This is a genomic window from Brucella daejeonensis, assembly GCF_014199265.1.
Lineage (GTDB): Bacteria > Pseudomonadota > Alphaproteobacteria > Rhizobiales > Rhizobiaceae > Brucella > Brucella daejeonensis.
In genome coordinates, this window is sequence record NZ_JACIJG010000005.1 from 275173 (window position 1) to 301549 (window position 26377).

The following is a 26377-nucleotide window of genomic DNA, read 5'->3' on the forward strand; positions in this document are numbered from 1 at the left end:
GGCAACGCATAATGTTAAAAAAGGCGCTTTCGGGCGCCTTTTGTTTTGCAAAAGATTCGCTGATCCGTCACCGTCAATTCTTAACAAATCCATAAAGCTGTGAGTTTGCAGGGACGCGCCTTGGCCGGGGATTCTCAAAACGGGGATCGTCCGCTACCCTTAATCCATTGATTCTCTGTCTTTTGCAGACATTGTCGCAATACAGGAAAGCGGATAGCAGCCATGGCACAGACATCCAGCGCAGCACGTGAACCGTCTATGGAAGAAATTCTCGCTTCCATCCGCCGGATTATAGAAGATAGCGATGTCTCGCGTCAGCCCGTGCCGACTCCGCCGGTTCGCGGCGAGGTGGCTGAATTTCGCCGTCCTGTCGCTGAGAAGCCGATGGAGCAAACTGAAAAACCCGCCATGATGCGCGACGTCTTTGAGGACGAACCGGCCTTGCGCGGTTCCATTGACGACCTTTCAGAGAAGACGGAAGAGCCGGAGGACGAGGATGAAATCGTTCTCAATGCCGAGAATGACGATCGCTCGGCCATGAAGCCCCCATTGCCAGCCGAACCGGAAACGGTGATCGAGGCATTGTCTCCGTCGATCGATGCCCCCAAAGTAGCAGAAACACAGGCCGTTCCCGAACCTGAAGCGGTGAATGCGACGGTATGTGAGGAGGAGCAGGCCGAAGGCACTACTGCTTCGACCGAGCCGGTTGTGAAAAAGCAGCCTGCTGCCCATATATTGTCACAGGTGGCTGAACGTCAGGTCGCCGCAGCATTCGAGGATTTGAATCACGCGGTTCGTTCCGAGCCGCGCCGTTCGTTCGACGATATTGCAGCGGAGTTGCTGCGCCCCATGCTGCACGATTGGCTCGATCATAATCTGCCGCCGCTCGTGGAGCGGCTTGTGCGAGAGGAAATCGAGCGCGTGGTTCGCGGCGAGCGGTAAAGGCAGTCAGCCGCTTTTTCGGCTAGGACCCGTCTGGATCACAGGCGGGTTTTCACTTTTGGGGGTACGCCGTGGCGACTGGTCACTTTTAAAGTGATTTGTCACCTGTTAGTTGCTATTGAGCCCTCAATTCATTCATCTCGCATAAAGACCGGATATTTCCATGCTTGAGAAGACCTATGACGCCGCGGCGATTGAGCCGAAAATTGCCGAACGCTGGGAAGAAGCGGGCGCATTCAAGGCGGGTGCGGGCGCGAAGCCGGGAGCTGATCCTTTCGCTGTGGTCATTCCTCCGCCGAACGTCACCGGATCGCTACATATGGGCCATGCGCTCAACAACACGATCCAGGACATCATGGTCCGCTTCGAGCGTATGCGCGGCAAGAACGTGCTGTGGCAGCCGGGCATGGATCATGCGGGTATCGCGACCCAGATGGTCGTTGAACGCCAGCTTATGGAGCGGCAGGAACCCAGCCGCCATGCGATGGGTCGCGAAAAATTCATTGATCGGGTCTGGCAGTGGAAAGCCGAATCCGGCGGCATGATTTCCAACCAGCTTCGCCGTCTCGGCGCGTCCTGCGACTGGTCACGCGAACGCTTCACCATGGACGAGGGGCTGTCGCGGGCCGTTCTGGAGGTTTTCGTTACACTCTATAAGCAGGGCCTGATTTATCGCGACAAGCGTCTGGTCAACTGGGACCCGAAGCTTTTGACCGCTATTTCCGATATCGAGGTCGAATCCCGCGAGACGAAGGGGCATTTGTGGCATTTCCGCTATCCGCTGGAAAACGTGCCGTTCGATCCCGAAAATCCGCACACTTATATCGTGGTCGCGACCACGCGCCCGGAAACGATGCTGGGCGATACCGGCGTTGCAGTCAATCCGAAGGACGAACGTTATCACGCTCTGGTCGGCAACGATGTGGTGCTACCGCTCGTTGGTCGCCACATTCCGATTGTTGCCGACGATTATGCCGATCCCGAAGCCGGTTCCGGCGCGGTGAAGATCACGCCTGCGCATGACTTCAACGATTTCGAGGTCGGCAAACGCAACGATCTTCAGGCGATTAACATTCTGACGCCCGACGCTGCTATCGCAATCAAGGACAACGCGGATTTCCTTGAAGGGCTGCAACTGACGCCGGAGTTGAAAGCGCTCATCCACGAGCTGGAAGGGCTCGACCGTTTCGCGGCGCGCAAGCGCATCGTGGAACTGATGGAAGAGCGCGACTATCTGGAAAAGGTGGAAGATCACACCCATGCGGTCCCGCATGGCGACCGTGGCGGCGTTCCGATCGAGCCTTATCTGACCGACCAGTGGTATGTGAATGCGGCCGAACTCGCCAAGCCCGCCATGGCAGCGGTTCGCGACGGTCGCACGAAGATCGTTCCGAAGAACTGGGAAAAGACCTATTTCGACTGGATGGAAAACATTCAGCCGTGGTGCGTCTCGCGCCAGCTCTGGTGGGGGCATCAGATTCCGGCTTGGTATGGCCCGGATGGCCAGTGCTTTGTCGAAAAGAGCGAAGCTGAGGCCAAGGCGGCTGCACGCGCCCATTATGGTGAAGACGTGGCTCTTGAACGTGACACCGACGTTCTGGACACGTGGTTTTCGTCGGGTCTCTGGCCGTTCTCAACGCTCGGCTGGCCGGACAATACGCCGGAACTGGCAACCTATTATCCCACCAGCGTTCTGGTCACGGGCTTCGACATCCTGTTCTTCTGGGTCGCCCGCATGATGATGATGGGCCTCCATTTCATGGAGGAAATCCCGTTCCACACGGTCTATCTGCACGCCCTGGTCCGCGACAAGCACGGCGCGAAGATGTCTAAGTCGAAGGGCAATGTCATCGATCCGCTGGAACTCATGGATGAATATGGCGCCGACGCTCTGCGCTTCACGCTGGCGATCATGGCGGCCCAGGGACGCGATGTGAAACTCGATCCTGCGCGTATTGCTGGCTATCGCAATTTCGGCACCAAGCTGTGGAATGCGACGCGCTTCGCCCAGATGAACGGTGTGAAACCCGATGTCGCGTTCCAGCCGCAAAATGCAAAGCTCGCCGTCAATCGCTGGATTCTGACGGAGTTGACCCATGCGACGCAGGCCGTCACCGACGGCATTGCCACCTATCGCTTCAATGACGCGGCAGGCGCGGCCTATCGCTTCGTCTGGAACCAGTTCTGCGACTGGTATCTGGAACTGTTGAAGCCGATTTTCATGGGCGACGATGAAGCCGCCAAGGCGGAAGCACAGGCAACGGCTGCTTATTGCCTCGACCAGATATACAAGCTCCTGCATCCGTTCATGCCCTTCATGACCGAAGAACTCTGGACGCTTACGGCAGGTGAGGGGCAGAAGCGTGATACGGTGCTGGCGCTCGCTGCCTGGCCGGACCTGACATTCGAGGACGAAGAAGCCGCAGCCGATATCAACTGGCTTGTCGATCTCGTCACCGGCATTCGCTCCGTTCGCGCCGAAATGAACGTTCCTGCTGGCGCTGTTGCTCCGGTTGTCGTTCTTGATGCCAATGAGGCGACAAAAGACCGCTTTGCTCGCCATGATGCGGCTATCAAACGCCTGGCCCGTGTTGAAAGCGTGTCCTTCGAGGCGAAGGCTCCGAAAGGAGCGGCTCAGATGCTGCTTGGAGAGGCGACGATCTGCATTCCGCTCGGCACTCTGATCGACCTGAAGGCAGAAGCCGCGCGTCTGGCCAAGGAAGCCGGTAAGATTGCCGCTGAAATGGACCGTATCGAGAAGAAGCTTTCCAACGAGAAGTTCGTCGCCAATGCACGTGAAGAAGTTGTGGCAGCGGAACGGGAACGTCTGGTCGAGTTGAAGGAAGCCGCACAGCGTGTGGCTATTGCTGAAACACGCATACGTGATGCAGGCTGATTTGACTTAATTAGAGAAGCGGATCCTTTTCGAATCATAAGCCCGGCAGCGAAAGACGCTGCCGGGCTTTGGCTTGAAAAGCGTCGGAGTCCGGCGCATTTTGTCATTTCAAGGGGTCATCGAACCAGCGTTTCGATTGTTTTTCGGCATTGTTGCGCTTTCGCAACAAGACCAAAAATTGGTCGAAAAATGGCAGATTTGGGCAGATTTTGAAGCCAGTCCGTCGAAAATCTCTAATGAAGCTACGTCATAAATGATGTTTTAGACATATTTTGACCGATGGCGCCTGAATTGGCTCCCGCCGATCCGGGCTAATGCATCTTGCAGGCGGAATCCTTCCTGATTTACGTTTCCGTCAAAGTAATGCCGTTGCTGTGTGGGAGGACATTCATGAGTGTACAGCGGGTAAAAATGGCCGGAATGGTCGCAGCTCTGCTCGGAAGCGCTGTCGCGGCTAATGCGGGCGGTTTCGAACGTGGTTCGCAGGATTTCGATATTCTTTTCGAAAAAGGCAATGCTGTCGACGCGACGGGCACCTATGTCGCTCCGCAGCGCAAGCTGAAAAACATCCATGGTTCGCCGATCAGCGCCGCAACAGGCGGCATCAATCCGGCTACGAGCAGACCTTATGAAACCGAGGTCGATGAAGCCAAGAGCTACTGGGTCCCGAAGGTTTCGGCCAAGTTTGACCTGACCGACGACCTTGCGTGCGCCGCGCAGTATCGCCAGCCCTGGGGCATCATCACCGATGTCGGTGTCGATACCGTCCGTATGTTCACCGCAATCGAGCAGAAAATTTCCTCGCACGATTATGGTGTAAACTGCTCGTATCGGTTTGCTGCCGGTGAAAAGGGTTATTTCCGTATTCTTGGCGGCGTCAGCTATCAGGAACTCAAGGGCGAGCAGACCAAGATGGTTCCGCCCGGCTCAGCCTTTGGCGGTACTTTCCGTGTCGCTTCGCTGGATGTTGAAGACCAGTCCGTTGGCTGGCGTCTTGGCGCGGCCTATGAAATTCCCGAATATGCGATGCGCGCTACGCTCGTTTACCAGTCGGAGGTCAAGTACAACCTCGAGGGAACGATTGACAATCTGGCGCTGAATCCGCTCACGGGGCGCGGGATGCCGATCAATGTCGAAAGCGATGTTGCAACGCCGCAGTCACTGGAGTTCAGGTTTCAGACCGGTATCGCTCCGGATTGGCTGGCATTCGGTTCGATCAAGTGGACTGACTGGTCGAGCCTGACTTCGGTGGACTTCGCTTCCGCGGATAGCAGGATTGTCCCGAAGGGCACCAAGATCACCAGCCTCAATCTCTGGTATCAGGATGGCTGGACGGTCAGCGGCGGTGTTGGCCACAAGTTTAACGACCAGTGGTCGGTAGCCGGTACGGTGACCTGGGATCGCGGCACAAGCACCGGCCTGACGTCCCAGACCGATCTCTGGCTGTTCGGTCTCGGCACCAATTACAAGCCGAACGATCAGTTTGAAGTTCGTCTGGCGGGTGCGGCCGGCTGGCTTACCTCGGGGGAACTCGACGACACTGTCGTAAACGGCAAACCGAACCTCACCGGCTCGAAGGGCGAATTCGGCAACGACTTCGTTGGCGCACTCTCGCTCACTGCCAAGGTAAAATTCTGATTTTCGAACGCGTGAAAAAAAGCCCGGCAGCGATGCCGGGCTTTTTTCGTTGAACGGACGCAGATTATTTTTCGAGACGGGCAAGCAGCGAGGATGTGTCCCAGCGATTGCCGCCGATCTGTTGCACTTCCTTGTAGAACTGGTCCACCAGCGCCGTTACGGGCAGACGCGCGCCGTTTCGATCTGCTTCATCGAGGCAGATGCCGAGATCCTTCCTCATCCAGTCCACCGCGAAACCGAAGTCATATTTGTCCTGATTCATGGTCGCGGAACGGTTTTCCATCTGCCAGGAGCCGGCCGCGCCCTTGGAAATGACCGAAATCAGCTTTTCAATATCGAGACCGGCTTTCTTGCCGAAATGGATGCCTTCGGCGAGCCCCTGAACAAGACCGGCAATGCATATCTGGTTGACCATCTTGGCGAGTTGTCCCGAGCCTACGGGACCCATGAGGCCGACCATACGTGCATAGGCGTCGATAACCGGTTTCGCACGATCGAAAACGGTATCGGACGCGCCGACCATGACCGTCAGAACGCCATTTTCCGCGCCCGCCTGTCCGCCGGAGACCGGGGCGTCGATGAAATGAAAGCCGCGCTTTTGCGCTTCATCCGCCAGTTCGCGGGCAACCTCCGCCGAGGCCGTTGTGTTGTCGATAAAGATCGCGTCCTTTTTCATCGTTGAAAAGGCGCCGTCAGGGCCGATGGTGATCGAGCGAAGGTCGTCGTCATTGCCGACGCAGGCGAAGACGAAATCCGCGTCCCGTGCAGCTTCGGCTGGTGTTGCGGCGAAACGGCCTGCAAATTCGCTGGCCCATTTTTCGGCTTTGGCGGCGGTGCGGTTATAGACCGTTACGTCATGACCGCCCTTGTTTTTGAGATGGCCAGCCATGGGATAACCCATGACGCCTAAGCCAAGAAAGGCGACTTTAGCGCTTGTTGTCATTCGTTCGTTCCTCTGGAAATGCTGCGAATTCAGGTAAGGGGCGTCATGACGGCCGTCTTGTAGGCCGGGCGCTGCTTGAGACGGTCGTACCAGTCTTCAAGACGGGGCAGGGAAGGCCGCTCGATCGGAAACTCGAACCAGGCATAGGCAAAACATCCGATCGGAATGTCTCCGATGCCGAAATTTTCGCCGGAGAGCCACGGGGCATCCCCGAGGGCTTCGTCGGCGATCTTCATGGATCGTGCAAGCCCCTCCAGACCGCGTACCAGAATGGCCGGATCGCGTTCGGCTTCCGGTAGGCGGATCAAATGGCGAATGACATCGCTGAAATTACCGGCAAGCGAGGCGGACGCCCAATCCATCCACTTCTCGGCCTGGGCGCGCTTGGCCGGATTTTCGATCCAGAGGCTGCCCTTGCCGTAAACGGCGGCGAGATAGCGCGTGATCGTGTTGGATTCCCAGAGCACGGTTTCTCCATCTTCCAGCAAGGGAACAAGACCGTTCGGATTGCGGGCAAGATAGGTGGGGTCCTGCAATCCGCCGAACGGACCTCCAAGATTTATCTGTTCAAACTCAAGATCGAGTTCATGCGCTGTCCAAAGCGCCTTCTTCACGTTTGTGGAATTGGTACGACCCCAGATTTTCAGCATGATCCAGCCTATTGCATCGCTGTTGGTGGCTGCGTGTCGACGCAGAATGAGACGAAGCAAGTTTAAACAGATCGCCCCCGGAGGCCGCAAGGCTACCGGGGACGATATTTTGGATTTGCGTCGTTTTGGGATTCAATCTGTGTTTTCAAGCACGTCTTTCTCCCGGCGACTGCGGTTTCACTTGTAGGAAGTCTGTTCTAACGAACGAGATGCCGGGTCAGTCGCCGTTCGAGGAAATCCCAGATATGCCGCAGGCATTCGACGATCAGGAGATAGATGACCGCTGCCCACAGATAGGTCTGGAAATCGAACGTGCGCGAATAGGCTCGACGCGTTTCGCCCATAAGGTCGAGCACAGTAATGATCGCCACGATTGCCGACCCCTTGATCATCAGGATGATCTCGTTACCATAGGGGCGAAGAGCAACGATCAATGCCTGCGGAAGAATGATTTTCCAGAAGGTCACCCGCTTGGAAATGCCGAGCGCTGCCGCACCTTCCCATTGCCCCGGTGCAACGCTTTGGATGGCGCCGCGCAGGATTTCAGCCTGATAGGCCGCGGTGTTGAGTGAGAAGGCCAGAATGGCGCAGTTCCATGCATCGCGGAAAAATACCCATAGCCCGATGCTATCAAGAAACGGACGAAAAGTGCCGAAGCCATAATAGATCAGGAAGGTCTGCGCGAGCAGGGGGGTGCCGCGGAAGAAATAGACATAGCCGAAGGCGATGCTGCGCAGCCAGCGATTGTTTGACATGCGCGCAGCCGCGATCGGCAATGACAGCAGGGCGCCGATGATGATCGATACGGCAACGAGCTTCAGTGTGATCAGAAGCCCGGACCAGTAGCGTGGCGCATAGGATTCAAACAGATCGATACGCCACGCATTGTAGAGATAGATCGCAAGACCGGCGAAAAGCACCAGCCAGAAACCAACGATGATATGACCGGCGATACGCGCGCGCGTCCACTGTTTTACGACGGGTGGCGGCGCAAGAACTTCGTTCGTGGGGTTGGAGGCCGTCTGGCTCATATCATGCCCTCCTTGAACGGTTGGCGCCCGCATCGGCCCAGCGGGCAATCCGGTCGATGAAATAGGACGAGATGATCGCCAGCGCCAGATAGAGCAGGCAAGCGACGCCGAAGAACAGGAATGGCTCCTTGGTCACGCGCGCTGCGATGGAGGTCTGGCGCAGGATATCGGACAGGGTAATGACCGATACGAGTGACGTATCCTTGAGCAGCACCAGCCACAAATTGGCAAGGCCGGGCAGGGCGATGCGGATGAGCTGCGGCAGGATTACCTTGCGCATCGTCAGCCAACGCGACAGGCCGACCGCATAACCGCCCTCATATTGCCCGTTCGGAATGGCGCGGAACGCCGAAAGGAATACCTCGCTCGAATAGGAAGAAAACACGAAACCGAGCGCGACCATGCCCGCACCGAATGCGTTGATTTCCACATTGGCCTCAATGCCCAACAGATTGAGGAGCCGTTGCAGGCCAAGCGAAGCGCCGAAATAAACGAGGAAGAGTGTCAGAAGTTCAGGCAGACCGCGAAAGATCGTTGTATAGATGTTTGCCGCAAGCCGCATCGACGGTTCTTTGGATTGCTTGCCGAGGGCGACCAGAAATCCCAGTACAAGGCCGACGGGAAGTGTCGCAAGTGCCAGAGAGACGGTTACCAGAAGCCCCTTGGCAATGCTGATGCCCCAGCCATTGGGGCCGAAACTCAGTAGGGTGGCGTAATTTTCCATGCGCCTGTTCTTTTCCTTAGAGCATGATCCGGTCCGGTTGATGCGGATCGATAAGACCATGCTTTGTATCAAGATGTCAGAACGCCGATCCGGTACCATTAGACCGAATTGCGCTCTGGGGCGTCAATTCTGTGATTTATCGCTCGCGGGGGTAAACCCGGAAACTCGTTTTGGTGCGCCCGTATAAAATACTCTGCGCCGGTTCGCGAGACGCAAACCGGCGCAAAAGCATCGATTTCGATTAATTTTCGGCGCCGTAGGCGTCGAAGTCGAAGTATTTTTCGTTGATTTCCTTGTACTTGCCGTTCGCCCGGATCGCCTTGATGGCTTCGTTGAACTTGGCGATCAGTTCCGGACGGCCCTTCTTGAATGCCACACCAGCGCCGGGGCCGTGGATTTCGATGACGGGTGCAAAGGTACCGACCATCTTGCAGCACGCGCCATCCGGCGTCTTCAACCATTCGGCAAGTGTCACGCTGTCGTCGTTGACGGCGTCGAGACGGCCATTGGCGAGATCGAGACGATACTCTTCCGCAGTCGGGTAGGCCTTGACCGTGCTGTCGGTGAAGGTCTTTTCAGAATAGTTGAAGTGGGTGGTGGATCCCTGAACGCCGATGGTCTTTCCGGCGAGGTCTTCCTTGGTCACACCCTTGATGTCGGTGTCTTTCGGTGCCGCGATGCCGGGAGGCGTGTTGTAATACTTATTGGAGAAATCGACCTGCTTCTTGCGCTCTTCCGTGATCGACATGGAAGCGATGAATGCGTCGAACTTGCCAGCCTGAAGCGCTGGAATCGCGCCGTCCCATTCCTGGGTGACGAATTCACACTCTGCTTTCATCTGTTCGCACAGTGCCTTGGCGATATCGACGTCAAAGCCCGAGAGGGTGCCGTCCGGCTTGATGAAATTGAATGGAGGATAGGCGCCTTCGGTGCCGATCTTGAGTTTGAGTGGCTCTTCAGCGCTTGCAATGCCGACAGTTACGCTGCCGATCGTCATTGCCAGAGCCGCAACCGATGCCGCTGCAACGATACGCTTGAATACGCGCATTTTCTTTCCTCTCGTTTTGTTCTGGCTGGTTCCCTGGTTATTTCTTCTGGTTCAGCCGCTTAAGGGGTAATTACGACCGTGAAACTTTTGAATTGCACGTCTGGCAGCGAATTTCCCCGCCCGCTACCAATAGATGGTTGAGCAGATTGCGCAATAATTTTTCGCGGTTCCGTCTCCTCCATCCGATCTGACAGCGATATTCCCACCATTTCGTGGCGAATGGCAAGACGTACCGCGTAATTAAATTGTGTGTCTTGGAGGGGATAATCGCTGTGGTTTCCATGCGCTTTCGTTGACCTATGGTGAAATACACCAAGAAAATGATAGTCAATAGAGAGTTGCTCAGAGACCCATCTGGCTTTCGATGAAATCGGCTATTTGCTCGATATCGTCAATGGAAAACACCGGCACTTTTTCGTTTGGCTGTTGCCGGTCGCTGGCAATGGCCACGATGTTTGGATCGTCAAGCGACAGCGCGGGGCCTGCATGGCCGTCGCTCCGGCGCAGCTCGATCTTCCTGTGTGTTCCGTGTTTGTAGCCTTCGACGAGAATCAGGTCGCAGGGCGCCAGTTTGGCGGCAATCTCCGACAGTGACGGCTCTTCTTCCCCCAGGTTCTCGTGCATGATCGCATAACGCCGTGAAGAGACGATGGCGACTTCCGCCGCTCCCGCCTTCCTGTGCCGCCAGGAATCCGTGCCCTCATGGTCGATATCGAAATTGTGATGGGCGTGCTTGATCGTGGCGATGCGATGGCCGCGCGCGGTGAGGCAAGCAACCAGCCGTTCGGTCATCGTGGTCTTGCCGGAGTTCTTCCAGCCGGTGATGCCGAAAAGTTTCTGGTTCATGTCACGGTCTCTGCCAGTCTTCGCGCGGCCAGAAGATCGTCGGGCCGGTTGATGTTGAAGAATGGGTCATATGTTTCCCGGCTGTCGCCGATGAAGGCAAGCGGAAAATCGACCGTTTCAAATCCGATATGCCTCGCAAACGCGAGAACGCTGGCCTTTTCCGCCCCGGTCAGCCACTCCGCAAGCTGGTCGGCCAGTGACGTTTCCCATAGCCCGAACACGGGATGAATGCGGCCGAGCGAACTTGCGAGCACGATCTTCGCCCCGGCTTTCTTTTGCTGCGCGCAAAGACGTTCACCAAGGTTATGCGGCAGGAACGGCGTGTCGGCTGCCGCTGTCAGCAGCAGCGAATCTCCTCTGGCACGGGCATGATCAAGGGCGGTCAGGATGCCGACCAGAGGTCCGCCACGATCCGACGGCAGGTCGGCAATGACAGGGATTCCCAGATCGGTGAGCCGCGACGCATCGCCATTGGCGTTGATCGCAAGATAATTCACCTGCGGCGCCATCCGCCTCGCGACATGCAAAAGGACGGAGCCGGTATCGCCCAGCGGCTGGAGAAACTTGTCGCCGGAAACGCCGCCTTCCCGCATCCGGCTCGAAAGCCCGCCAGCAATGATGACGCCCGCAATCATGACGGTTCGACACCGGTCGGGATGGTCGCAAGCGTACTTTTGTTGCGCTCGCGTTTCTTCAATACGTTCTCGCGATAGACCATATAGACGCCGCTCCCGACCACCAGAACCGATCCCGCTATCGTATATATGTCAGGTGCCTGGCCGAACACGAAAGTGCTGAGACCGATTGCCCACAGAAGGCTGGAATAGCGGAACGGTGCAACGAACGAGACTTCACCCTCGCGCATGGCAAGAATGATGAAGTGATACCCGACGAGCACCAGGACAGCGGCAATGGCCATCGCACCGACGGCCGGGAGGCTCACAGGCTGCCATCCGCCCAAGGGAGCGATGAGGGCGCCGCCAGTCAGCGTGGTCGCTCCCGCCGTCAGCGTGGAGAGGAAAAGGGTCGGGACATGCGCTGGCACGCGGCGGGTTGCGATATCGCGCGTGGCGGAAAAACACACGCTGGCAAGAAGAACGGTAATGGCCGCGAGGCTCGCCGAACCGTCCGTTCCGGGCCGGATGATGATCAGAACGCCGAGAAAGCCGATGAGGACGGACGACCAGCGGCGCCAGCCGACGTTCTCGTTGAGAAACAATGCCGCTCCCATTGTCACCACCAGCGGGGTGGCCTGAAAGACCGCCGAGCAGAATGCCTGCGAGAGATGGCCCAGCGAATAGATGTAAGTCACCGTCGCCACAACTTCGCCGGTCACGCGCAGAAGAGTCATCTTTTCAAGCGAGAGATTGCGCAATGCCCCACGGCGCCAGGCCAGAAGGCCGATCAGCGTCGTCGCGAATATACCCCGGATCAGCATGTACTGTCCGCTGTTTACTTCGCTCAGGAGATATTTTGTGATCGCATCGCCTATGGTGAAGCTTCCCATGGCGAGAAGCATGAAAATACTTGCTTGAAAGTTTGATGATTTTGGCACGACACAGAATCCGGTTTAGAAATCCATATCGTTTTAGGGTCGATCTCGCGACAATTATTTCAGTTGGCCCGCTGTTTAAAAGTATAAATCGTCAACCGCCGGTCAGACTCATATGGCGAGCGACCGCCGGGCGGTTGTGATCGCGGTCGATGATGAAATCATGTCCCTTCGGCTTGCGGGAAATGGCCTCGTTGATAGCCAGATTGAGCAATTCGTCGCTCTGGCTGGCACGCAGCGCCTTGCGCAGATCGGCGTCGTCATTCTGGCCGAGGCACATATAGAGCATACCGGTGCAGGTGAGCCGGACACGATTGCAGCTTTCGCAGAAATTATGGGTCATCGGCGTAATGAAACCGAGTCGCCCGCCGGTCTCCGCGATGGTCACATAGCGGGCAGGGCCGCCCGTCCGATAGGGAATATCGGAAAGCGTGAACTGTCGGGACAGGTCTTCGCGTACCTGCGAAAGCGGCAGATATTGATCGGTACGGTCGAATTCGATCTCGCCCATCGGCATGGTCTCGATTAGCGTCATGTCCATGTCGCGGCCATGCGCCCAGCGGATCAGTTCGGGAATTTCGTGATCGTTGAAGTCCTTCAGGGCCACCGCGTTGATCTTGACGCGGATACCGGCGCGTTGTGCGGCGTCGATGCCTTCCAGCACACGGGAAAGATCGCCCCAGCGCGTGATCGTATGGAATTTTTCCGGATCGAGCGTATCCATCGAGACATTGATGCGCCGCACGCCGCAATCCGCCAGTTCGTCGGCGAAGCGCGCCAGTTGCGACCCGTTGGTCGTCAGCGTCAACTCGTCGAGCGCGCCCGTTTTCAGGTGGCGCGCAAGCTGCCGGATCAGGTGCATGATATTCTTGCGGACCAGCGGTTCACCGCCCGTCAGGCGCAGTTTCCGCACACCCTTGTCGATGAAGGCGGAGCAGAGACGGTCCAGTTCCTCAAGCGTCAGCAGGTCCTTCTTGGGGAGGAACGTCATATGTTCCGCCATGCAATAGGTGCAACGGAAATCGCAACGATCCGTAACCGAAACGCGAAGATAGGTGACGGCGCGCCCGAAAGGATCGATCATGGGTCCAGTCGGGGAAACAATTGGCCGGGCTTGGTCTGTCTGCATGATTAAGCCGTTGTTTCCGCTTGGTACAGGGGATTGTCCATATATTCTTCTAGACATAGGATCTGCCGGCGTAATTGTCCAGTTTCAAGCGCGTGAAGCTCTTTCAATGCTGCTTGTGCCTATTGCGGTATTTTAACGCTAAGCCTATCACACTCAGGGCCTGTTCCAAAAGTCGCCATGAGCGGCGGCAAATGGCAATTCTCTGCGCTCCGGTGCTCCAAAATCACCATTTTCGCACGCGCATACCGCTTTTTGAATCAGGCTCTCAGGCAGGGAACGAAGCTGGAGATGGCGATGAGTGAGGTGTGGCCGACGGAACTGCGTGTTTCACATGACCGTAGATTGTTGAGCGTAGCATTCGATGACGGCGAAAATTTCGAGCTGACCGCCGAAATGCTGCGTGTGCTTTCGCCATCGGCGGAGGTGCAGGGCCATTCGCCCGAACAGCGCGTGACGGTGGGCGGCAAGCGCAATGTCGAGATCATCAAGGTCGATCCGGTCGGCAATTATGCCGTTCGCATCACGTTTGACGACATGCACGATACCGGCCTGTTTTCCTGGACCTATCTCCACAAGCTGGGAACCGAAAGGGATACGCTGTGGCAAACCTATCTCGATGAGTTGGCCGAGAAAGGGCTGAAGCGGGACCGCTAGAGCGGTTCCTGTTTTGACTGAATCGTTGGAACCGCTCCAACTATTTGTTTTTACGCATCGTAGCAGGATTAGAAATCAGTCCAGTGGACTGATTTCCCTGCGAAGACGCTTCGCACTTTTGCTGGAAATGCTCTAACCCGGCTTCCGACCTATTCCTTCTCCAGCATCTCCGTTATGCGGCGCATGATGTCGCCCATCGCGTTGCATTGCGCCGGGGTCGATTGCGACATGACGCGGTCGATCAGTTCCGTATAGACGGTGAGCGCGTGTCCGAGCAGCTTTTCGCCTTTTGGCGTCAGCGTCAGCCGCATCACGCGTTTGTCGGCGGGGTGTCCCTCGCGCACCAACAGGCCGCGACTTTCGAGCTTCGGTAAAAGCATTGTTATGTTGGACCGCCCGACCAGAATCCGGCGCGCCAGATCATGCTGGGATTCGCCCGGATGACGGTAAATATTCATCAGAACGTCAAGATCGGCAATCTTGAGGTCTAGCGTCGATAGTCCCTGGGCGAGGGCGCGTTCGACCGCCTTGCCGGTCCGTGCCACGGCGATCCAGTTCCTGAAGCGCGGATTGTCCCACGGCAGTTTCTGTGTTTCGTCTTGCATTTTGTTCATTCTTGTACAATTATTTGTTCAGGATTGAACATAATAAAGGCCTCGATATGACGTCGTTTTCTTTACAGGTTACGCGATTCGGCCTCAGCGTGCTCGGACGCATTGATCCCGACAGAGCAGGCCGTGTCGCCTTCAGGATTTTTTGCCGTACCCCCAGCCGCAAGCCTAAAACCAAAGCCTATGCGGCAAGGCTTGAGCAGGCGAACAGTGAAATGGAGCGGGCGAAGCGGCTCGATCTCATAATCGACCGCGGACTGATCGCAACCTATCTTTTCGAGCCGCAAAATCCGGTCGGGAGAACCTCACTTGTGGTTCACGGCTGGGGGTCCCGCACGGCAGACATGGTAACCATCATTCGCGAACTTGTCGCGCGTGGTGAACGCGTCGTGTCGATAGACCTGCCGGGGCACGGGGAATCGGCGGGACGCACGCTCAACATGGTGCAGGCGATTGCCGCCGTCGATGCTGCCTGGCGGCAATACGGTCCTTTCGATGCCATGGTCGGCCACTCTTTTGGCGGGGCGGTGGTCGTCAATGCGGCTGCGGGGCCGCTCGGCTGTTACAGGGCACGTCGCCCGGCACGGTTGGTGACGATTGCGTCTCCGCACTCGATGGCCGGGGTCTTCGACGGTTTCGGAAAGCTGCTTGGCCTCAGTCCGGATTTGCGCAGGGCGATGAAGGAAGAGGTGCGTTATCTGGCGGCGCGACCGATCACGGATTTCGATACGGATGCGCATTTGCGCCGTCTGGCGATACCGACACTGGTCATCCACGCGCATGACGACAAGGAAGTTCCTGCGATCTGCGCGGAGATGGCGGCCGGGGCAGGCCGTCACGTTCGCCTGCGTTGGGCCGACGGCCTCGGTCATCGCCGCATCATCGCCAGCCCGGAAGTGGCGTCTCTCGTCGCGGACTATCTCGACGATAGCCCGTCGCTGAGGCTGGTGGCTTGATATGCCAAACTCGAAAGGGCGGCTTCGCGCCGCCCTTTTTTCGATCAGCTCAGGTTTAGCTCCTTGAAGAAATCGTTCCCCTTGTCGTCGATGACGATGAAGGCCGGGAAATTCTCCACTTCGATACGCCAGATGGCTTCCATGCCAAGTTCAGGGTACTCGACCACTTCAACCTTCTTGATGCAGTCCTGTGCCAGACGCGCTGCCGGACCGCCGATGGAGCCTAGATAGAAGCCACCATGCGCCGCGCAGGCTTCGCGCACCTGGCGTGAACGGTTGCCCTTGGCGAGCATGACCATCGAGCCGCCGAACGACTGGAACTGGTCGACATAGGAATCCATGCGACCGGCCGTGGTCGGGCCGAACGAACCGGAAGCATAGCCAGCGGGCGTCTTGGCCGGACCGGCATAATAGATCGGATGGTTCTTGAAATAATCCGGCATGGCTTCGCCGTTTTCCAGCCGTTCGCGAATTTTGGCATGAGCCAGATCGCGGGCGACGATGATCGAACCTGTGAGAGAAAGACGCGTCTTTACAGGATGTTTGGACAGTTCCTTCAGAATCTGGTCCATCGGTTGGTTCAGATCGACCTTGACCACATGCGAAGAGAGCTTTTCTTCATCGATATCCGGCATGAATTTGGCCGGATTGGTTTCGAGCTGCTCCAGGAAAATGCCGTCCCTGGTGATCTTGCCCTTGGCCTGACGGTCCGCCGAGCAGGAAACGCCAAGGCCGATCGGCAGTGATGCGCCGTGACGCGGCAGGCGAATGACACGCACGTCATGGCAAAAATATTTACCGCCGAACTGTGCGCCGACGCCGAGCGACTGCGTCAACTTGTGAATCTCTGCTTCCATTTCGAGGTCACGGAAGGCATGGCCGGTTTCCGACCCTTTGGTCGGCAGCGCGTCGAGATAACGGGCCGAAGCGAGCTTCACCGTCTTGAGGTTCATTTCCGCCGAAGTGCCGCCGATGACGATGGCCAGGTGATAGGGCGGGCAGGCCGCGGTACCAAGGCTCAGGATCTTGTCCTTGAGAAAGTCGATCAGGCGATCATGGGTCAGAAGCGACGGCGTGCCCTGATAAAGATAGGTCTTGTTGGCCGAGCCGCCGCCCTTGGCCATGAACAGGAATTTGTAGGCGTCTTCGCCTTCCTCATAGATGTCGATCTGCGCGGGCAGGTTGTTCTTGGTGTTCTTTTCCTCAAACATCGCCAGCGGCGCGAGCTGCGAATAACGCAGGTTCTTCTTGTTGTAGGCATCAAGAACGCCTGCGCCCAGTGCATCGGCATCGCCGCCTTCCGTCCAGACGCGACGGCCCTTCTTGCCCATGATGATCGCGGTGCCGGTGTCCTGGCACATGGGGAGCACACCGCCGGCGGCGATATTGGCGTTTTTCAGGAGGTCGTAGGCGACGAAACGGTCATTGTCGGTCGATTCGGGGTCTTCGAGAATATTGGCGAGCTGTTGCAGATGGCCGGGGCGCAGCAGATGGTTGATGTCGGCAAAAGCCGTTTCCGAAAGCAGGCGCAGCCCTTCGGGGTCGACGGTCAGAACTTCCTGTCCCTTGAACGTGTCGATGGAGACATAATCGGAAGTCAGCTTGCGGTATGGGGTGTCGTCTTCGCCCAGTGGGAAAAGATCGGCGGCGCTTGCTTCTGCCATCATGGTACCTCGCTTGCTTGCCTCTCGCACCGACTGGAGACCGGTCCGGTTTCCGGCTTGCACGATATGTTGGTCGAAACTCCGAAGGTTTGCTCCGGAGTATGGTCTGCCGGGCTTTTAGCGCGATGCGGGGAGGTTGCCACTGCGGCACTTTGTTCATTTCAGGCTTTGTTGCGCGATCTATCGGAATGTGCCCTCAAACAATTGTGATATGCGGGACTCGTTAAATTTGTTCGGGAAGCATTAGCGTTAAAAGATTCTATACGAGAATCGTAAATTCTAAGCTCGAGATTCGGTCGGCTTCGCTTCAGCGGGCGTATCAACTTTGGCGGTTTGAAATGCAGTTTTCCAGGCATGTGCAAAAGGATGACAGGAACGGCGACAAGCGCGGACTATATATCCGCCGGGCGGCTGCGCTGGCTCTGGCAGCTTCGGTGTTGCTTCCCACGACACAGGCCCAGGCCGCCAATTCGCTGCTGGAACTTTTTCAGCAGCGCCGTCAGCAACAGGCGCCGCAGCGTGAACTTCCGAAAGTCTCGGCACCGAAGGCCGCAGCCGCTCCGCGCGCATCCACGCCCAGGACCGCCGTTCGCAGCCTGCCACCGGCGCGACGCGTGACGGTGAAAGGGCCGCAAATTTACGATTACAGGCCGGATACGCTGGTAAATATAGATTTCAGCGCGCTGGACCTGCAAGTTACCGCCGCGACCGAAGCGGTGAAGATTGATCCGCTGACATCCGGTATGTCGCCTATCGGCAGGCAATTCAGCGAGGAAACGCCCGGCGAACGCGCTTTCGATGCAGCGGTTGATTATCTGAAATCGGTCGATGTAAAGGCCGAGAAGGAAATCGCCCAGGCGATTGTGGACTATTATTCCGGCAAGCGCTCGTTCATCTGGGTGAATGATGGCCAGGTGCTGGATCGCGCAAAGAATGTCGCGGCATTTTTTGCACGGGCGGACGAGGACGGCCTCGATCCTGACGAATATGCGGCAACGATCCCCGCCGATAGTTTCGATGCCTCCGCAACGGCCGAACGCCAGCAGAAGCTGGCGGAGTTCGAAATCCGCATGTCGGCCCGCGCGCTGCGCTATGCCATCGACGCAGGCGAGGGCCGCGTGATCGCCGACCGCCTCAGCGGTTTCCATGATCTGCCGCGTGATCGCGTCGATCCCAAAGCCGTGCTGGAAAGGCTCGCTTCCGAAAGCGATCCTGCCGCCTATCTGCACGGCTTCCAGCCCGCCAACGAGCAATATGCGGCCTTGAAGCGCGAACTCGTCAATATGGAACCTCCGGTGGGCAAGCCGATCCGCATTGCGCTGGACGGCGTTATCAAGCCGGGCGATACCAGCGACCAGCTTGGCAAGGTAATCGCCCTGATTACCCGCCATGCGCCTGCCGATTATCTTGTGCAGCACAGGGACGTGCTGGACGCACATGCCAATGGCGATGTTTACGATCCGGAGCTGATTGCGGCGATCAAGGACTATCAGAAGCTTTCCGGCAGCGCCCCCGATGGCGTCATCGGGCGCAATACGGTTGCCGCGCTTCAGGGCGAGCAGTTTTCCGTCAAGCGTGATCGTATTCTCTATTCCATGGAGCGTCTGCGCTGGCTGCCGCACGATTTCGGACAGCGCTATGTCATGGTGAACCAGCCTGCCTATCGTGCCGAATATTTCGAGAACGGCACGGAGAAGCTTGGCATGAATGTCGTCATCGGTTCTCCGGCCCACCAGACCTATTTCTTCTACAACAAGGTGCAGACGGTTGTTTTCAACCCGTCATGGGGGGTACCGCGCTCGATCATTCTCAACGAAATGTTGCCCAAGGTCATGCGCGATACCAGCTATCTCGACCGCAACGGCTATGAAGTCTATGCGGGCGGCAAGAAGGTTTCGGCAAGCGCCGTCAACTGGAGTGCCGTTGCGGCGGGCAAGGCCCATGTTGGCATCCGGCAGAAGCCCAGCCTCGATAATGCCCTGGGCGAACTGAAAATCCTGTTCCCGAATGCGCATGACATCTACATGCACGACACGCCGGCCAAATCCTATTTCAGCCGCGACATGCGGGCGCTCAGCCATGGCTGCATCCGTCTGGAACGCCCGCGTGACATGGCCGCTGCCGTTATGGGAACCTCGGTGCATGATCTGGGAAAATATTTCGGCAAGAACGAGCGCGGCATCAAGGTGAAGCAGCCGGTTCCGGTCTATATTTCCTACTTTACGGCGTGGCCGGATGCCAACGGTGATATCCGCTATTACGGAGACGTCTACGGTCGCGATTCCGGTTTGCAGAAGGCTTTTAACAAGACGGCGGAGTCGCGTCTGGCTGTGCTTTAAAGCATGTCGCGGAAAAGTGGGAACCGGTTTTCCGCTCAAGACATGCGTAAAAACAGAAACTTAAAGCGTGTTGCCTGAGTGTGATTGAACGCAACACGCTTTAGGAAGGTGTCGGTTCTTCAAATCGGAACGGCAGCCACCTTTCGGGCGGTTGCCGTTTTTGCTTCTGTGGCAAAGATGAGGAAAAAGAATACGAAGCGCTTGACTAATACGGTCGGTGGCTCGTATATCCGCACCACCTTGATTGAGCTTAGCTCATCGGGCGTGTAGCTCAGCGGGAGAGCACTCCCTTCACACGGGAGGGGTCACAGGTTCAATCCCTGTCACGCCCACCATTTCACTCACCGTTTTACAGAAATAATCCAGTTTACGGTTTCCATATTTCCCAAAAATTGGAAATGAAAACAGAGCTTGTCCGAGCAAGGCGAATAAGCTTCTCGGAAAAGGCCAAAACTTTCCTCATAGGCGCGAGCAGGTCTGACCTGCGCATTCTCAGATTCTATACAAGGCAAGATGCGATCGGTGCGGGCAGTCGAGTGCTTCGAGCTTCTTGGCCGAACTGCCCGCATTAAATTTCTGAATTACATATCGCTTACCAGAGAATCCGACACATTCGCTATTTTTTCGCCAGTAATTGGCACAGATAGATGCTGAATAGCCGGAATGACCTGCCCGACCGAATAGTTCCATGTGCGGAAATCCGTTACCCACTGACGAGCATTCTTGCCTAGATTCGATCGCAAATCAGGCGCTTCTATCAATTGCTTCAACGCTACGGCCAATGACTGAACGCTACCTTTCTTGAAAACGATTCCCGTCTCATTATTATCGATCATATCGGCCAGTGCCGCGACGCTGGAGACGATTACGGCTTTCCCCATCATCATGGACTCCAGAGGTTTCAACGGAGAAACAAGTTCACATACCTGCCACGGTTTGCGAGGAAATGGTGCGATATCGATAAGGGAGTAATATCTCGATACCATATCAAAGGGCACACGGCCCGGCATGATTAGCCAGTCAGAAATTCCCCCTTCGTGCGCGCATCGACGAACCAGATCCGTAACGCTACCGCTTAACGACAACGAGGAGGGGTTGTCGTTCCCCACCAACAATAGACGAAACTCTACCCCATCTTTTTTCAGTTGGGCGCAGGCCCTTGTCAGATCGTCCAGGCCTTCATAATCAACAAATGTACCTATGTATCCTATAACCGGAACGTGGCTAGGGATATTAAGTTCCTCTGCTAACGCGGCATCACGCTCCATAGGGGAGAAGTGGTTTTGCTCCACAGAGTTTGGAAGAAGGTGAATTTTATCGGCCGATACGCCACGGTTTATTAATTCCCGCTTCATTCCTGAATTGAGAGTTATGACCAGGTCGGCCTCTTGGGCGGTTTTGCTTTCCAAGGCTACCTGAACTTTAAAATTGACGGACTCACTAAAATCAGGCTGTCGGGAAGCCTGTGTGATCTCCCAAAACCCCCTTACTTCATAAATGAAAGGAATTCCCGAGTTCCGGGCAGCGATCAATGCGGGAAGGGCATTCCGATGATTGGACGCCGCCATCACGAATGACGGCCGTTCCTTCTCAATAGTTGCCTCAATGGATTTTGCCGCTTCCAGAATATAGTCCGTTCCAGAATGAGTCCGCAATGTCGGCCTGGTCAGGCGATTATACATTACGCCGTCAACCTGATCGTATGGTGGAACCGATTCTGGGTTTTCTGTCGATGCCATATCCATCGGATACCCGGCGCGGGTATATACTGAAATGTTTATACCTGCAGATAGAAAACCTTGGATGACCCCATGGCTCCTCGTCGCATATCCATTCGATGAATAAGGTAGGCTATTATTGATGATATATAATAGTTTGTTTTTTCCAGAATGAATAATATTTTTACGCGCAGGAATGTAATCGATGGATGAATATAGATGTGAACTGGATCGTGATGTGAGAAATTCTCGAACTCGAACTTTTACACGATATGGAACTCTCTTCCGCAAAGATGTTGGTAACAGTTTCCAAATTTTCTTCGCTGTTTTTCTGAATTTTGAGTAAATTTTGTATCTTTTAGGTGTGATTATTTTCATCGATAGGCCCCCGGTAATAAGTATAAAGTTGCCTCTCTTGAGGCAAGAGTTTCCTTTTTACGTGTTTTCTAGATTGATGTTGTTGTAAAATTACTCACTAGCCCCCTAGTGAATAATTTCTGTTTATATATAAAAATTTATGCGATTACATATACCATGATTTCAGGTAGTTATTTAATCCAGATGATTTCTTTAAGGATGCATTTAATTTTGTATCGTAACGCTTAAATATCAATCTGTATCTGTTTTCATTATTTCTCCAAGACAATTCACCTTTACTCAGTATTTCGTTGAGTTTGAGCGAATCAATATTAATGTGATCAGATAGGCTGAATAGGGTGGCGAATCTCGCTGTATTTCCCCTGGTATGGAAGTTAAACGATGTGCTGGGTTCCAAAACGCCAGCTTTAGGTGAGTGCCACCCCTGCATGGGATCGGTCGTTCCCGAATAAATGTCACCGAGTGTTGTATTCGAAATTAGGCTGACGACTTTGAGCTTCGTGTCATGGCATGAAGCGCTAAGAATTCCATCTGCGCCGCTCAAGGCCCACTCGGGAGCCAGTTGGAACCATTGCCGATAATCGTGTTCGGCTCCGGTTCCATCCTTGAGCCAGTCCATGACAAGAAGGAAATCTCCGGGAGATATGATCACCAAGCGGAAGTGACGCACGTGTCTGTGGCGCACTTCACAAAGTGTAAGCCACAGCCCTTGCATTTCTTCCGCAAAAAGAAGGGCGGATCCGAATGGTTTGGCCCCTTTTCTTTTGTGATCAACACCGTCTATCTCGACGCAATTATGCGCGCGGGTGCTCTCCACATATCTGCGATTTGGATCGCTGTAGTAATGGCCGGCCATTGATAGCTCGTCGCCAAGAACGGTTTTGGGTCCATATCCGTATCTGCCAGGGTCGATGAGAATACGTTTGCCATTCTCATGCCAGATCAGCGAAAGGTGGTCTGCGTGTTTATGGGTGCGTGAATGGAAAGCCGCCATCTGCGCAAAGTAACTGTCATGGGACGATCCTTGCTCATTTGCTTTGCGGGCGAAAACATACCCGGCATCTTTATATGCCTTCAATCCGAGTGGGCGAACGTTTTCGAACTCTTTATCTTGAGTGTAATCCGTATCACCGAAAGTAGATAAGGAACCGTCTGGAGTAACCATCCAACGAAGGGCGTCTTCAGATTGTTCGAGCAGTTCCGCTAATGACTGGTCTTCGATCAGGCCACTATGAAGCGCGCCAAGTACGGATCGCAGGACCATCTTGTGATAAGCGGGAGAGTGTTCAGTATGAACGCCCGATGTGAAAAACTGTTTCCGAAGTATCGTGCTCGTTCGTTGTTGCGCGAGGTCGAAATACTTATCAAATCCGGCTAGAAATTTGAAACGGCGCGCTGCCGCCAACTGGCCTAGCGACTGGTACAGGCCGTGGTTATTGTGTCCCATCCAGAAACGGTCTTGGGAGAGCATCTCCATTTGGAATATCATGGATCTGAAGAGATCGCAGAATAGATCATCCTGCCCCTCTTGCCGGGCGACGATATCAAGAAGAAATGCTTGTCGTGGGATTCTCTGTCCAACCGACATGTCGTACCATGCCATAGTCGTTTCGTCTTTTATGGCAGTATCGATGCCGTCGATTATGTCATGATCAAAATATTCTGTCTGAAATAAATTCATCCAACGTTGAGCTACATTTATACTGAGCGATAAAGCCGCGTCTTCATTGTAAAATTGATAAGCAGGAAGAAGTACCGAAAAAAAAATCCCATGCATGCAACAAATATCGGTGAGATCTATCATGTTCATCCCAAGAAAAATCTTCAGCTAGGTCGATAGTTATTCCATGCCGCTTCCAGCCGACTTTAATAAGATTGTCAAACCGAGCCTTGAACTGGGGACTGGCAACACGAGGCCTCTCCTCCAATTGATCGTAAGGAAGAAGAGGACGCTTCCTGAGTTCGTCTCTAAATCTTAAAGGATCGCCAAAAAATAAATCAACCGCATGGTCGTTGCATAGTTTCATGTAAGGTACCCCCGTCCCTGAGTGTGGCCAATACACCAAAGGTTGTGGGTAGGCAACCGATACTCACGGAGGTAGCTTTTTTGTGCAAATAAGTCCGATGGATATGCATCTTCGCCGCGCCATATACGGGCACCCAACGGGCTGAAATTCTCGGTCGCCGCCAGCGCGGTGTTTTTTAGGGAGAGGCAAAGCGCGTCATGAAAGCTGCTTTGGTCGCCGCCGTTTTGTGTCAGCAGATTCACGATCCTGTTGTTCTTCGAACTTGATGATCTGGCTAAGACTGAATCTGCCCGCAGCAAAACAAAAAAGGCCGGAGCAAAAGCACCGACCTTCCTGACATCGCTCTGTTCGCCAGTGCCAGTACATCCGTGGTCAAAAGCAGCAGGCGATGATGGCAATTGCGAGCGACAGACGCGTTCCAGCGCTCTCAAGCATTGCCGATGTTGTGGATATAGGCGGCCATTGTGTTCGAAACAAGGTCGCGAGACAAATTAATTGTCGGATAGACGGACAGCCCGTTCTTCAAATGATAACGGGTGTGTGGCCATTGGACGACGATCACGGTTAACTTTGCCCTGAATTCTTAAAATAAGTCATTGATGCAAATGCGTGGTTCGGTTAGAAACGCGCATGAAAAGGCTTCGAGCCTCCAGTGATGCACCCGTAGCTCAGCTGGATAGAGTGCTGCCCTCCGAAGGCAGAGGTCACAGGTTCGAATCCTGTCGGGTGCGCCATAAAAATCAAGTACTTAGCAAAGATATTGATTTAGCCTAGGTAGCAAATAGGTAGCGCCACGGCGGGTTTCGTCCCGGCTTTGCGGGTGAGTTGCCTAGCCCCGTTCCGACTCGGTGCCGGAAAAATGTGAGGGAGTCGGAAGCCACACCTGCGCCGCTGGGAGTCTTAGATGCTTAATCGCGTCTGAGTCTTTGAGCCATACAATGGCACAGTGCCATTAGCCATATAAACCTGAAGCCACATTCTTTTCGGACGAGTCTTTTCAACTTTTGCCGTCGTTCGAGTCTTTGGGCCATACAATACGCCTCGCGAATGGACCATATGAACCTGAAGGCCATTGCCTTGACCAAAGAGTCATAAGGCAACTTTTGCCGGTCGAGCCTTTTGCGCACTTGCCGCCATCAACAGCTTCTCCCTTCCCAAGTATATCCAAATTATCCACCTCAAATTATAGGCTGAAATCAGCTTTAATTTGCTTGAAATTGCTTGTTTTTGATCCTGATTAACATTGTTGACTAAGTATTAATGACAAGTCATGGTGGTTGAATTCAAGTGATATTGAAGCAAAATGAGCCATACAGGTAGGTCTACGATGGAAAAGGAAACACTTTTACTAAGACGGGATGCTGCGACGGCACTAAGCGCCGCAGGATATCCCGTAAAGCCGACAACGTTGGCAAAACTGGCTTGCCGAGGTGGCGGGCCAAAGTTTCGGCGGTTTGGACGGACGCCACTCTATCGATGGGCGGACCTTCTGGAATGGGCCGAGGCGAAATCCTCCCCAGTCGGCACAACCACCACCGAATGCGAAACTCTGCGCAGCGCCGCTGCCGCGTAACCCCACGGAGGCGAAAGCCATGAACTACATTTCAGGCGACAAGATCGAAAGCGCTCGGCTGGAGGCGAAGCTCGGAAGTTTTCGGGTCGGTCCCGGCATTTCAGCAACCGATCATCTCAATGGGCAGACCGTGCCAGCTTACGATAAGGGCTCGGACACGGTTGCGCTCGGTATCAGCGAAAGTGCGGCGATGCACAAGCGGGACATGGAACGCCTAAAGGCTCGTGAAGCGGTGCGGGCCACGGTCTTTGCCGCATTCCCCGAAGCTCCAGCGGAGCTTCAGTCCATTATGTACAGCCATCCCAAGGTCGAGGCGTGGCTCGCCTCGCTCGCTCAAAAGGAGCAAGCCCGATGAAATCCGAAGACTTTTATCACGCCGCCAGCGCGCGCCTCTTCACCCACCAGCAACTGGACCAGATTGCGTACCGCTATCAGCAGTCGGCGGCCCTTTACCCAGAAGAGCACGAGCGCGTTGCTCGGTACATTCAGGATCATAAGCTGGTCGGGCACCGGGAAGTGCTGGAGCACTATCTGCGTTCTAATCTGCCGATGAGCGACCACGCCCTGAACGTCATCAACGCGTTTGCCGACTCCACCGCCACTGGTGCTTACGACCGAGGGGTCGAGCGCGGTGCGCCGACGCATGGGCTGGAGACCTATGGCGGCGTTGAATCGGCAGCAAGCCGTCTGTTTAGCAGCACGGTGAAACCGGAGGAACGGTGATGGCACGGACTCCGTTCGGGGCGCTGCTGGAGGAAGCCGAGGCTGCGTTCATTGCGGGGGACGACGCGGGCTGGCGGGACGCCATGCGGGTGGCGCACCGGGCCGTGGCGGAGGTTCGGGCCTCGTCCGATCCGGTCAAGCAGTTCATGGCAGGACTTCGAGGGCTGCGAGAGTTGCGGGACTGGCATAGGCGGGCGGGTCGGGAAGTGTTGGCGCGGGATGCGGAGCGAGCGGTGGAGGTGCTGGAGGACTTGGCCGCGAAGTTGGTGGCAGCGCGGATGAATTGAGGCGCGGGCATGGCCCCCGCGACGGGGACTGGCGGGAGGTATCTAATG

The 26377-nt window shown here is 55.4% G+C and carries 22 protein-coding genes and 2 tRNA genes; 11 read left to right on the forward strand and 13 right to left on the reverse strand.

Annotation, left to right across the window (positions count from 1 at the left end; translation table 11 throughout):
* Window positions 1-222 precede the first annotated feature (222 nt).
* The 3 genes from FHS76_RS08730 to FHS76_RS08740 all read left to right on the forward strand — a co-directional run bounded on the left by FHS76_RS08730 (window position 223) and on the right by FHS76_RS08740 (window position 5476).
* Window positions 223-942, forward strand: a complete 720-nt coding sequence (locus tag FHS76_RS08730) for a PopZ family protein (RefSeq protein ID WP_183650842.1) — start codon at window positions 223-225, stop codon at window positions 940-942.
* 163 nt (window positions 943-1105) lie between these two features.
* Entirely contained in the window at window positions 1106-3838 is a 2733-nt protein-coding gene (locus FHS76_RS08735; RefSeq protein ID WP_183650856.1) for a valine--tRNA ligase, read from the forward strand.
* 420 nt (window positions 3839-4258) lie between these two features.
* On the forward strand, window positions 4259-5476 hold the full coding sequence (locus FHS76_RS08740; protein ID WP_268902631.1) for an OmpP1/FadL family transporter: 1218 nt from the start codon (window positions 4259-4261) through the stop codon (window positions 5474-5476).
* Window positions 5477-5540: 64 nt separating this feature from the next.
* Here the strand turns inward: FHS76_RS08740 and FHS76_RS08745 are convergent, their stop codons facing one another.
* The 9 genes from FHS76_RS08745 to moaA form a co-directional block, all read right to left on the reverse strand.
* Window positions 5541-6419, reverse strand: coding sequence for an NAD(P)-dependent oxidoreductase (locus FHS76_RS08745; RefSeq protein ID WP_183650859.1), 879 nt, complete (start codon window positions 6417-6419; stop codon window positions 5541-5543).
* Window positions 6420-6448: 29 nt separating this feature from the next.
* On the reverse strand, window positions 6449-7069 hold the full coding sequence (locus FHS76_RS08750; RefSeq protein ID WP_183650862.1) for a glutathione S-transferase family protein: 621 nt from the start codon (window positions 7067-7069) through the stop codon (window positions 6449-6451).
* A 197-nt stretch (window positions 7070-7266) separates the two neighbouring features.
* Window positions 7267-8100, reverse strand: coding sequence for an ABC transporter permease (locus FHS76_RS08755; RefSeq protein ID WP_183650865.1), 834 nt, complete (start codon window positions 8098-8100; stop codon window positions 7267-7269).
* A gap of 1 nt (window position 8101) precedes the next feature.
* Window positions 8102-8824, reverse strand: a complete 723-nt coding sequence (locus tag FHS76_RS08760) for an ABC transporter permease (RefSeq protein WP_183650867.1) — start codon at window positions 8822-8824, stop codon at window positions 8102-8104.
* 241 nt (window positions 8825-9065) lie between these two features.
* Window positions 9066-9872, reverse strand: a complete 807-nt coding sequence (locus tag FHS76_RS08765) for an ABC transporter substrate-binding protein (protein ID WP_183650870.1) — start codon at window positions 9870-9872, stop codon at window positions 9066-9068.
* Between the two features lie 342 nt (window positions 9873-10214).
* Window positions 10215-10718, reverse strand: coding sequence for a molybdopterin-guanine dinucleotide biosynthesis protein B (mobB, locus tag FHS76_RS08770; RefSeq protein ID WP_183650873.1), 504 nt, complete (start codon window positions 10716-10718; stop codon window positions 10215-10217).
* On the reverse strand, window positions 10715-11353 hold the full coding sequence (gene mobA / locus FHS76_RS08775) for a molybdenum cofactor guanylyltransferase MobA (RefSeq protein WP_183650875.1): 639 nt from the start codon (window positions 11351-11353) through the stop codon (window positions 10715-10717). The genes mobB and mobA overlap by 4 nt, the downstream gene beginning before the upstream one ends.
* Window positions 11350-12237 (reverse strand): DMT family transporter, encoded by an 888-nt coding sequence (locus FHS76_RS08780; protein WP_183650878.1) that lies wholly within the window; start codon window positions 12235-12237, stop codon window positions 11350-11352. The genes mobA and FHS76_RS08780 overlap by 4 nt, the downstream gene beginning before the upstream one ends.
* Window positions 12238-12364: 127 nt before the next feature.
* A complete protein-coding gene (gene moaA, locus FHS76_RS08785) occupies window positions 12365-13354 on the reverse strand; it encodes a GTP 3',8-cyclase MoaA (RefSeq protein WP_374828590.1) in 990 nt (329 codons plus the stop codon).
* 339 nt (window positions 13355-13693) lie between these two features.
* On the opposite strand from moaA, the gene FHS76_RS08790 reads away from it, so the two are divergent.
* Window positions 13694-14053: a gamma-butyrobetaine hydroxylase-like domain-containing protein gene (locus tag FHS76_RS08790; protein WP_183650884.1), complete on the forward strand. Its 360-nt coding sequence runs from the start codon at window positions 13694-13696 to the stop codon at window positions 14051-14053.
* A 149-nt stretch (window positions 14054-14202) separates the two neighbouring features.
* Here the strand turns inward: FHS76_RS08790 and FHS76_RS08795 are convergent, their stop codons facing one another.
* Window positions 14203-14667, reverse strand: a complete 465-nt coding sequence (locus FHS76_RS08795; RefSeq protein ID WP_183650886.1) for a MarR family winged helix-turn-helix transcriptional regulator — start codon at window positions 14665-14667, stop codon at window positions 14203-14205.
* 47 nt (window positions 14668-14714) lie between these two features.
* Here FHS76_RS08795 and FHS76_RS08800 point away from each other — a divergent pair, with 47 nt between their 5' ends.
* The gene (locus FHS76_RS08800; protein ID WP_183650889.1) at window positions 14715-15620 is read left to right on the forward strand and encodes an alpha/beta fold hydrolase; all 906 of its coding nucleotides are present in this window, start codon (window positions 14715-14717) and stop codon (window positions 15618-15620) included.
* A gap of 44 nt (window positions 15621-15664) precedes the next feature.
* On the opposite strand, the gene FHS76_RS08805 is transcribed toward FHS76_RS08800, so the two are convergent.
* Window positions 15665-17284, reverse strand: coding sequence for a fumarate hydratase (locus FHS76_RS08805; RefSeq protein WP_183650966.1), 1620 nt, complete (start codon window positions 17282-17284; stop codon window positions 15665-15667).
* A 338-nt stretch (window positions 17285-17622) separates the two neighbouring features.
* On the opposite strand from FHS76_RS08805, the gene FHS76_RS08810 reads away from it, so the two are divergent.
* Both FHS76_RS08810 and FHS76_RS08815 read left to right on the forward strand, forming a co-directional pair.
* The gene (locus FHS76_RS08810; RefSeq protein WP_183650895.1) at window positions 17623-19623 is read left to right on the forward strand and encodes a L,D-transpeptidase family protein; all 2001 of its coding nucleotides are present in this window, start codon (window positions 17623-17625) and stop codon (window positions 19621-19623) included.
* Between the two features lie 260 nt (window positions 19624-19883).
* A tRNA-Val gene (locus FHS76_RS08815) sits at window positions 19884-19958 on the forward strand.
* Between the two features lie 246 nt (window positions 19959-20204).
* On the opposite strand, the gene FHS76_RS08820 is transcribed toward FHS76_RS08815, so the two are convergent.
* The gene (locus FHS76_RS08820) at window positions 20205-21719 is read right to left on the reverse strand and encodes a glycosyltransferase family 4 protein (protein ID WP_183650898.1); all 1515 of its coding nucleotides are present in this window, start codon (window positions 21717-21719) and stop codon (window positions 20205-20207) included.
* Window positions 21720-21864: 145 nt separating this feature from the next.
* A complete protein-coding gene (locus FHS76_RS08825; protein ID WP_183650901.1) occupies window positions 21865-23523 on the reverse strand; it encodes a heparinase II/III domain-containing protein in 1659 nt (552 codons plus the stop codon).
* Between the two features lie 880 nt (window positions 23524-24403).
* Between FHS76_RS08825 and FHS76_RS08830 the strand changes: the two genes are divergently transcribed.
* The 4 genes from FHS76_RS08830 (at window position 24404) to FHS76_RS08845 (ending at window position 26329) form a co-directional block, all read left to right on the forward strand.
* Window positions 24404-24480 (forward strand) — tRNA-Arg (locus FHS76_RS08830).
* Window positions 24481-25338: 858 nt separating this feature from the next.
* Window positions 25339-25674, forward strand: a complete 336-nt coding sequence (locus tag FHS76_RS08835; protein WP_183650904.1) for a hypothetical protein — start codon at window positions 25339-25341, stop codon at window positions 25672-25674.
* The gene (locus FHS76_RS08840; protein WP_183650907.1) at window positions 25671-26042 is read left to right on the forward strand and encodes a hypothetical protein; all 372 of its coding nucleotides are present in this window, start codon (window positions 25671-25673) and stop codon (window positions 26040-26042) included. Before FHS76_RS08835 ends, FHS76_RS08840 begins: the two co-directional genes overlap by 4 nt.
* A complete protein-coding gene (locus tag FHS76_RS08845) occupies window positions 26042-26329 on the forward strand; it encodes a hypothetical protein (RefSeq protein ID WP_183650910.1) in 288 nt (95 codons plus the stop codon). Before FHS76_RS08840 ends, FHS76_RS08845 begins: the two co-directional genes overlap by 1 nt.
* Window positions 26330-26377 lie beyond the last annotated feature (48 nt).

Coding starts and splice junctions, on each gene's coding strand:
- FHS76_RS08750 (WP_183650862.1), bottom strand. CDS start 7,069: ATGCTGAAAATCTGGGGTCGTACCAATTCCACAAACGTGAAGAAGGCG.
- FHS76_RS08840 (WP_183650907.1), top strand. CDS start 25,671: ATGAAATCCGAAGACTTTTATCACGCCGCCAGCGCGCGCCTCTTCACC.
- FHS76_RS08805 (WP_183650966.1), bottom strand. CDS start 17,284: ATGGCAGAAGCAAGCGCCGCCGATCTTTTCCCACTGGGCGAAGACGAC.
- mobB (WP_183650873.1), bottom strand. CDS start 10,718: ATGAACCAGAAACTTTTCGGCATCACCGGCTGGAAGAACTCCGGCAAG.
- FHS76_RS08845 (WP_183650910.1), top strand. CDS start 26,042: ATGGCACGGACTCCGTTCGGGGCGCTGCTGGAGGAAGCCGAGGCTGCG.
- FHS76_RS08825 (WP_183650901.1), bottom strand. CDS start 23,523: ATGATAGATCTCACCGATATTTGTTGCATGCATGGGATTTTTTTTTCG.
- FHS76_RS08740 (WP_268902631.1), top strand. CDS start 4,259: ATGGTCGCAGCTCTGCTCGGAAGCGCTGTCGCGGCTAATGCGGGCGGT.
- mobA (WP_183650875.1), bottom strand. CDS start 11,353: ATGATTGCGGGCGTCATCATTGCTGGCGGGCTTTCGAGCCGGATGCGG.
- FHS76_RS08820 (WP_183650898.1), bottom strand. CDS start 21,719: ATGAAAATAATCACACCTAAAAGATACAAAATTTACTCAAAATTCAGA.
- FHS76_RS08795 (WP_183650886.1), bottom strand. CDS start 14,667: ATGAACAAAATGCAAGACGAAACACAGAAACTGCCGTGGGACAATCCG.
- FHS76_RS08760 (WP_183650867.1), bottom strand. CDS start 8,824: ATGGAAAATTACGCCACCCTACTGAGTTTCGGCCCCAATGGCTGGGGC.
- FHS76_RS08755 (WP_183650865.1), bottom strand. CDS start 8,100: ATGAGCCAGACGGCCTCCAACCCCACGAACGAAGTTCTTGCGCCGCCA.
- FHS76_RS08790 (WP_183650884.1), top strand. CDS start 13,694: ATGAGTGAGGTGTGGCCGACGGAACTGCGTGTTTCACATGACCGTAGA.
- FHS76_RS08835 (WP_183650904.1), top strand. CDS start 25,339: ATGAACTACATTTCAGGCGACAAGATCGAAAGCGCTCGGCTGGAGGCG.
- FHS76_RS08730 (WP_183650842.1), top strand. CDS start 223: ATGGCACAGACATCCAGCGCAGCACGTGAACCGTCTATGGAAGAAATT.
- FHS76_RS08765 (WP_183650870.1), bottom strand. CDS start 9,872: ATGCGCGTATTCAAGCGTATCGTTGCAGCGGCATCGGTTGCGGCTCTG.
- FHS76_RS08800 (WP_183650889.1), top strand. CDS start 14,715: ATGACGTCGTTTTCTTTACAGGTTACGCGATTCGGCCTCAGCGTGCTC.
- FHS76_RS08735 (WP_183650856.1), top strand. CDS start 1,106: ATGCTTGAGAAGACCTATGACGCCGCGGCGATTGAGCCGAAAATTGCC.
- FHS76_RS08810 (WP_183650895.1), top strand. CDS start 17,623: ATGCAGTTTTCCAGGCATGTGCAAAAGGATGACAGGAACGGCGACAAG.
- FHS76_RS08780 (WP_183650878.1), bottom strand. CDS start 12,237: ATGCTTCTCGCCATGGGAAGCTTCACCATAGGCGATGCGATCACAAAA.
- FHS76_RS08745 (WP_183650859.1), bottom strand. CDS start 6,419: ATGACAACAAGCGCTAAAGTCGCCTTTCTTGGCTTAGGCGTCATGGGT.
- moaA (WP_374828590.1), bottom strand. CDS start 13,354: ATGATCGATCCTTTCGGGCGCGCCGTCACCTATCTTCGCGTTTCGGTT.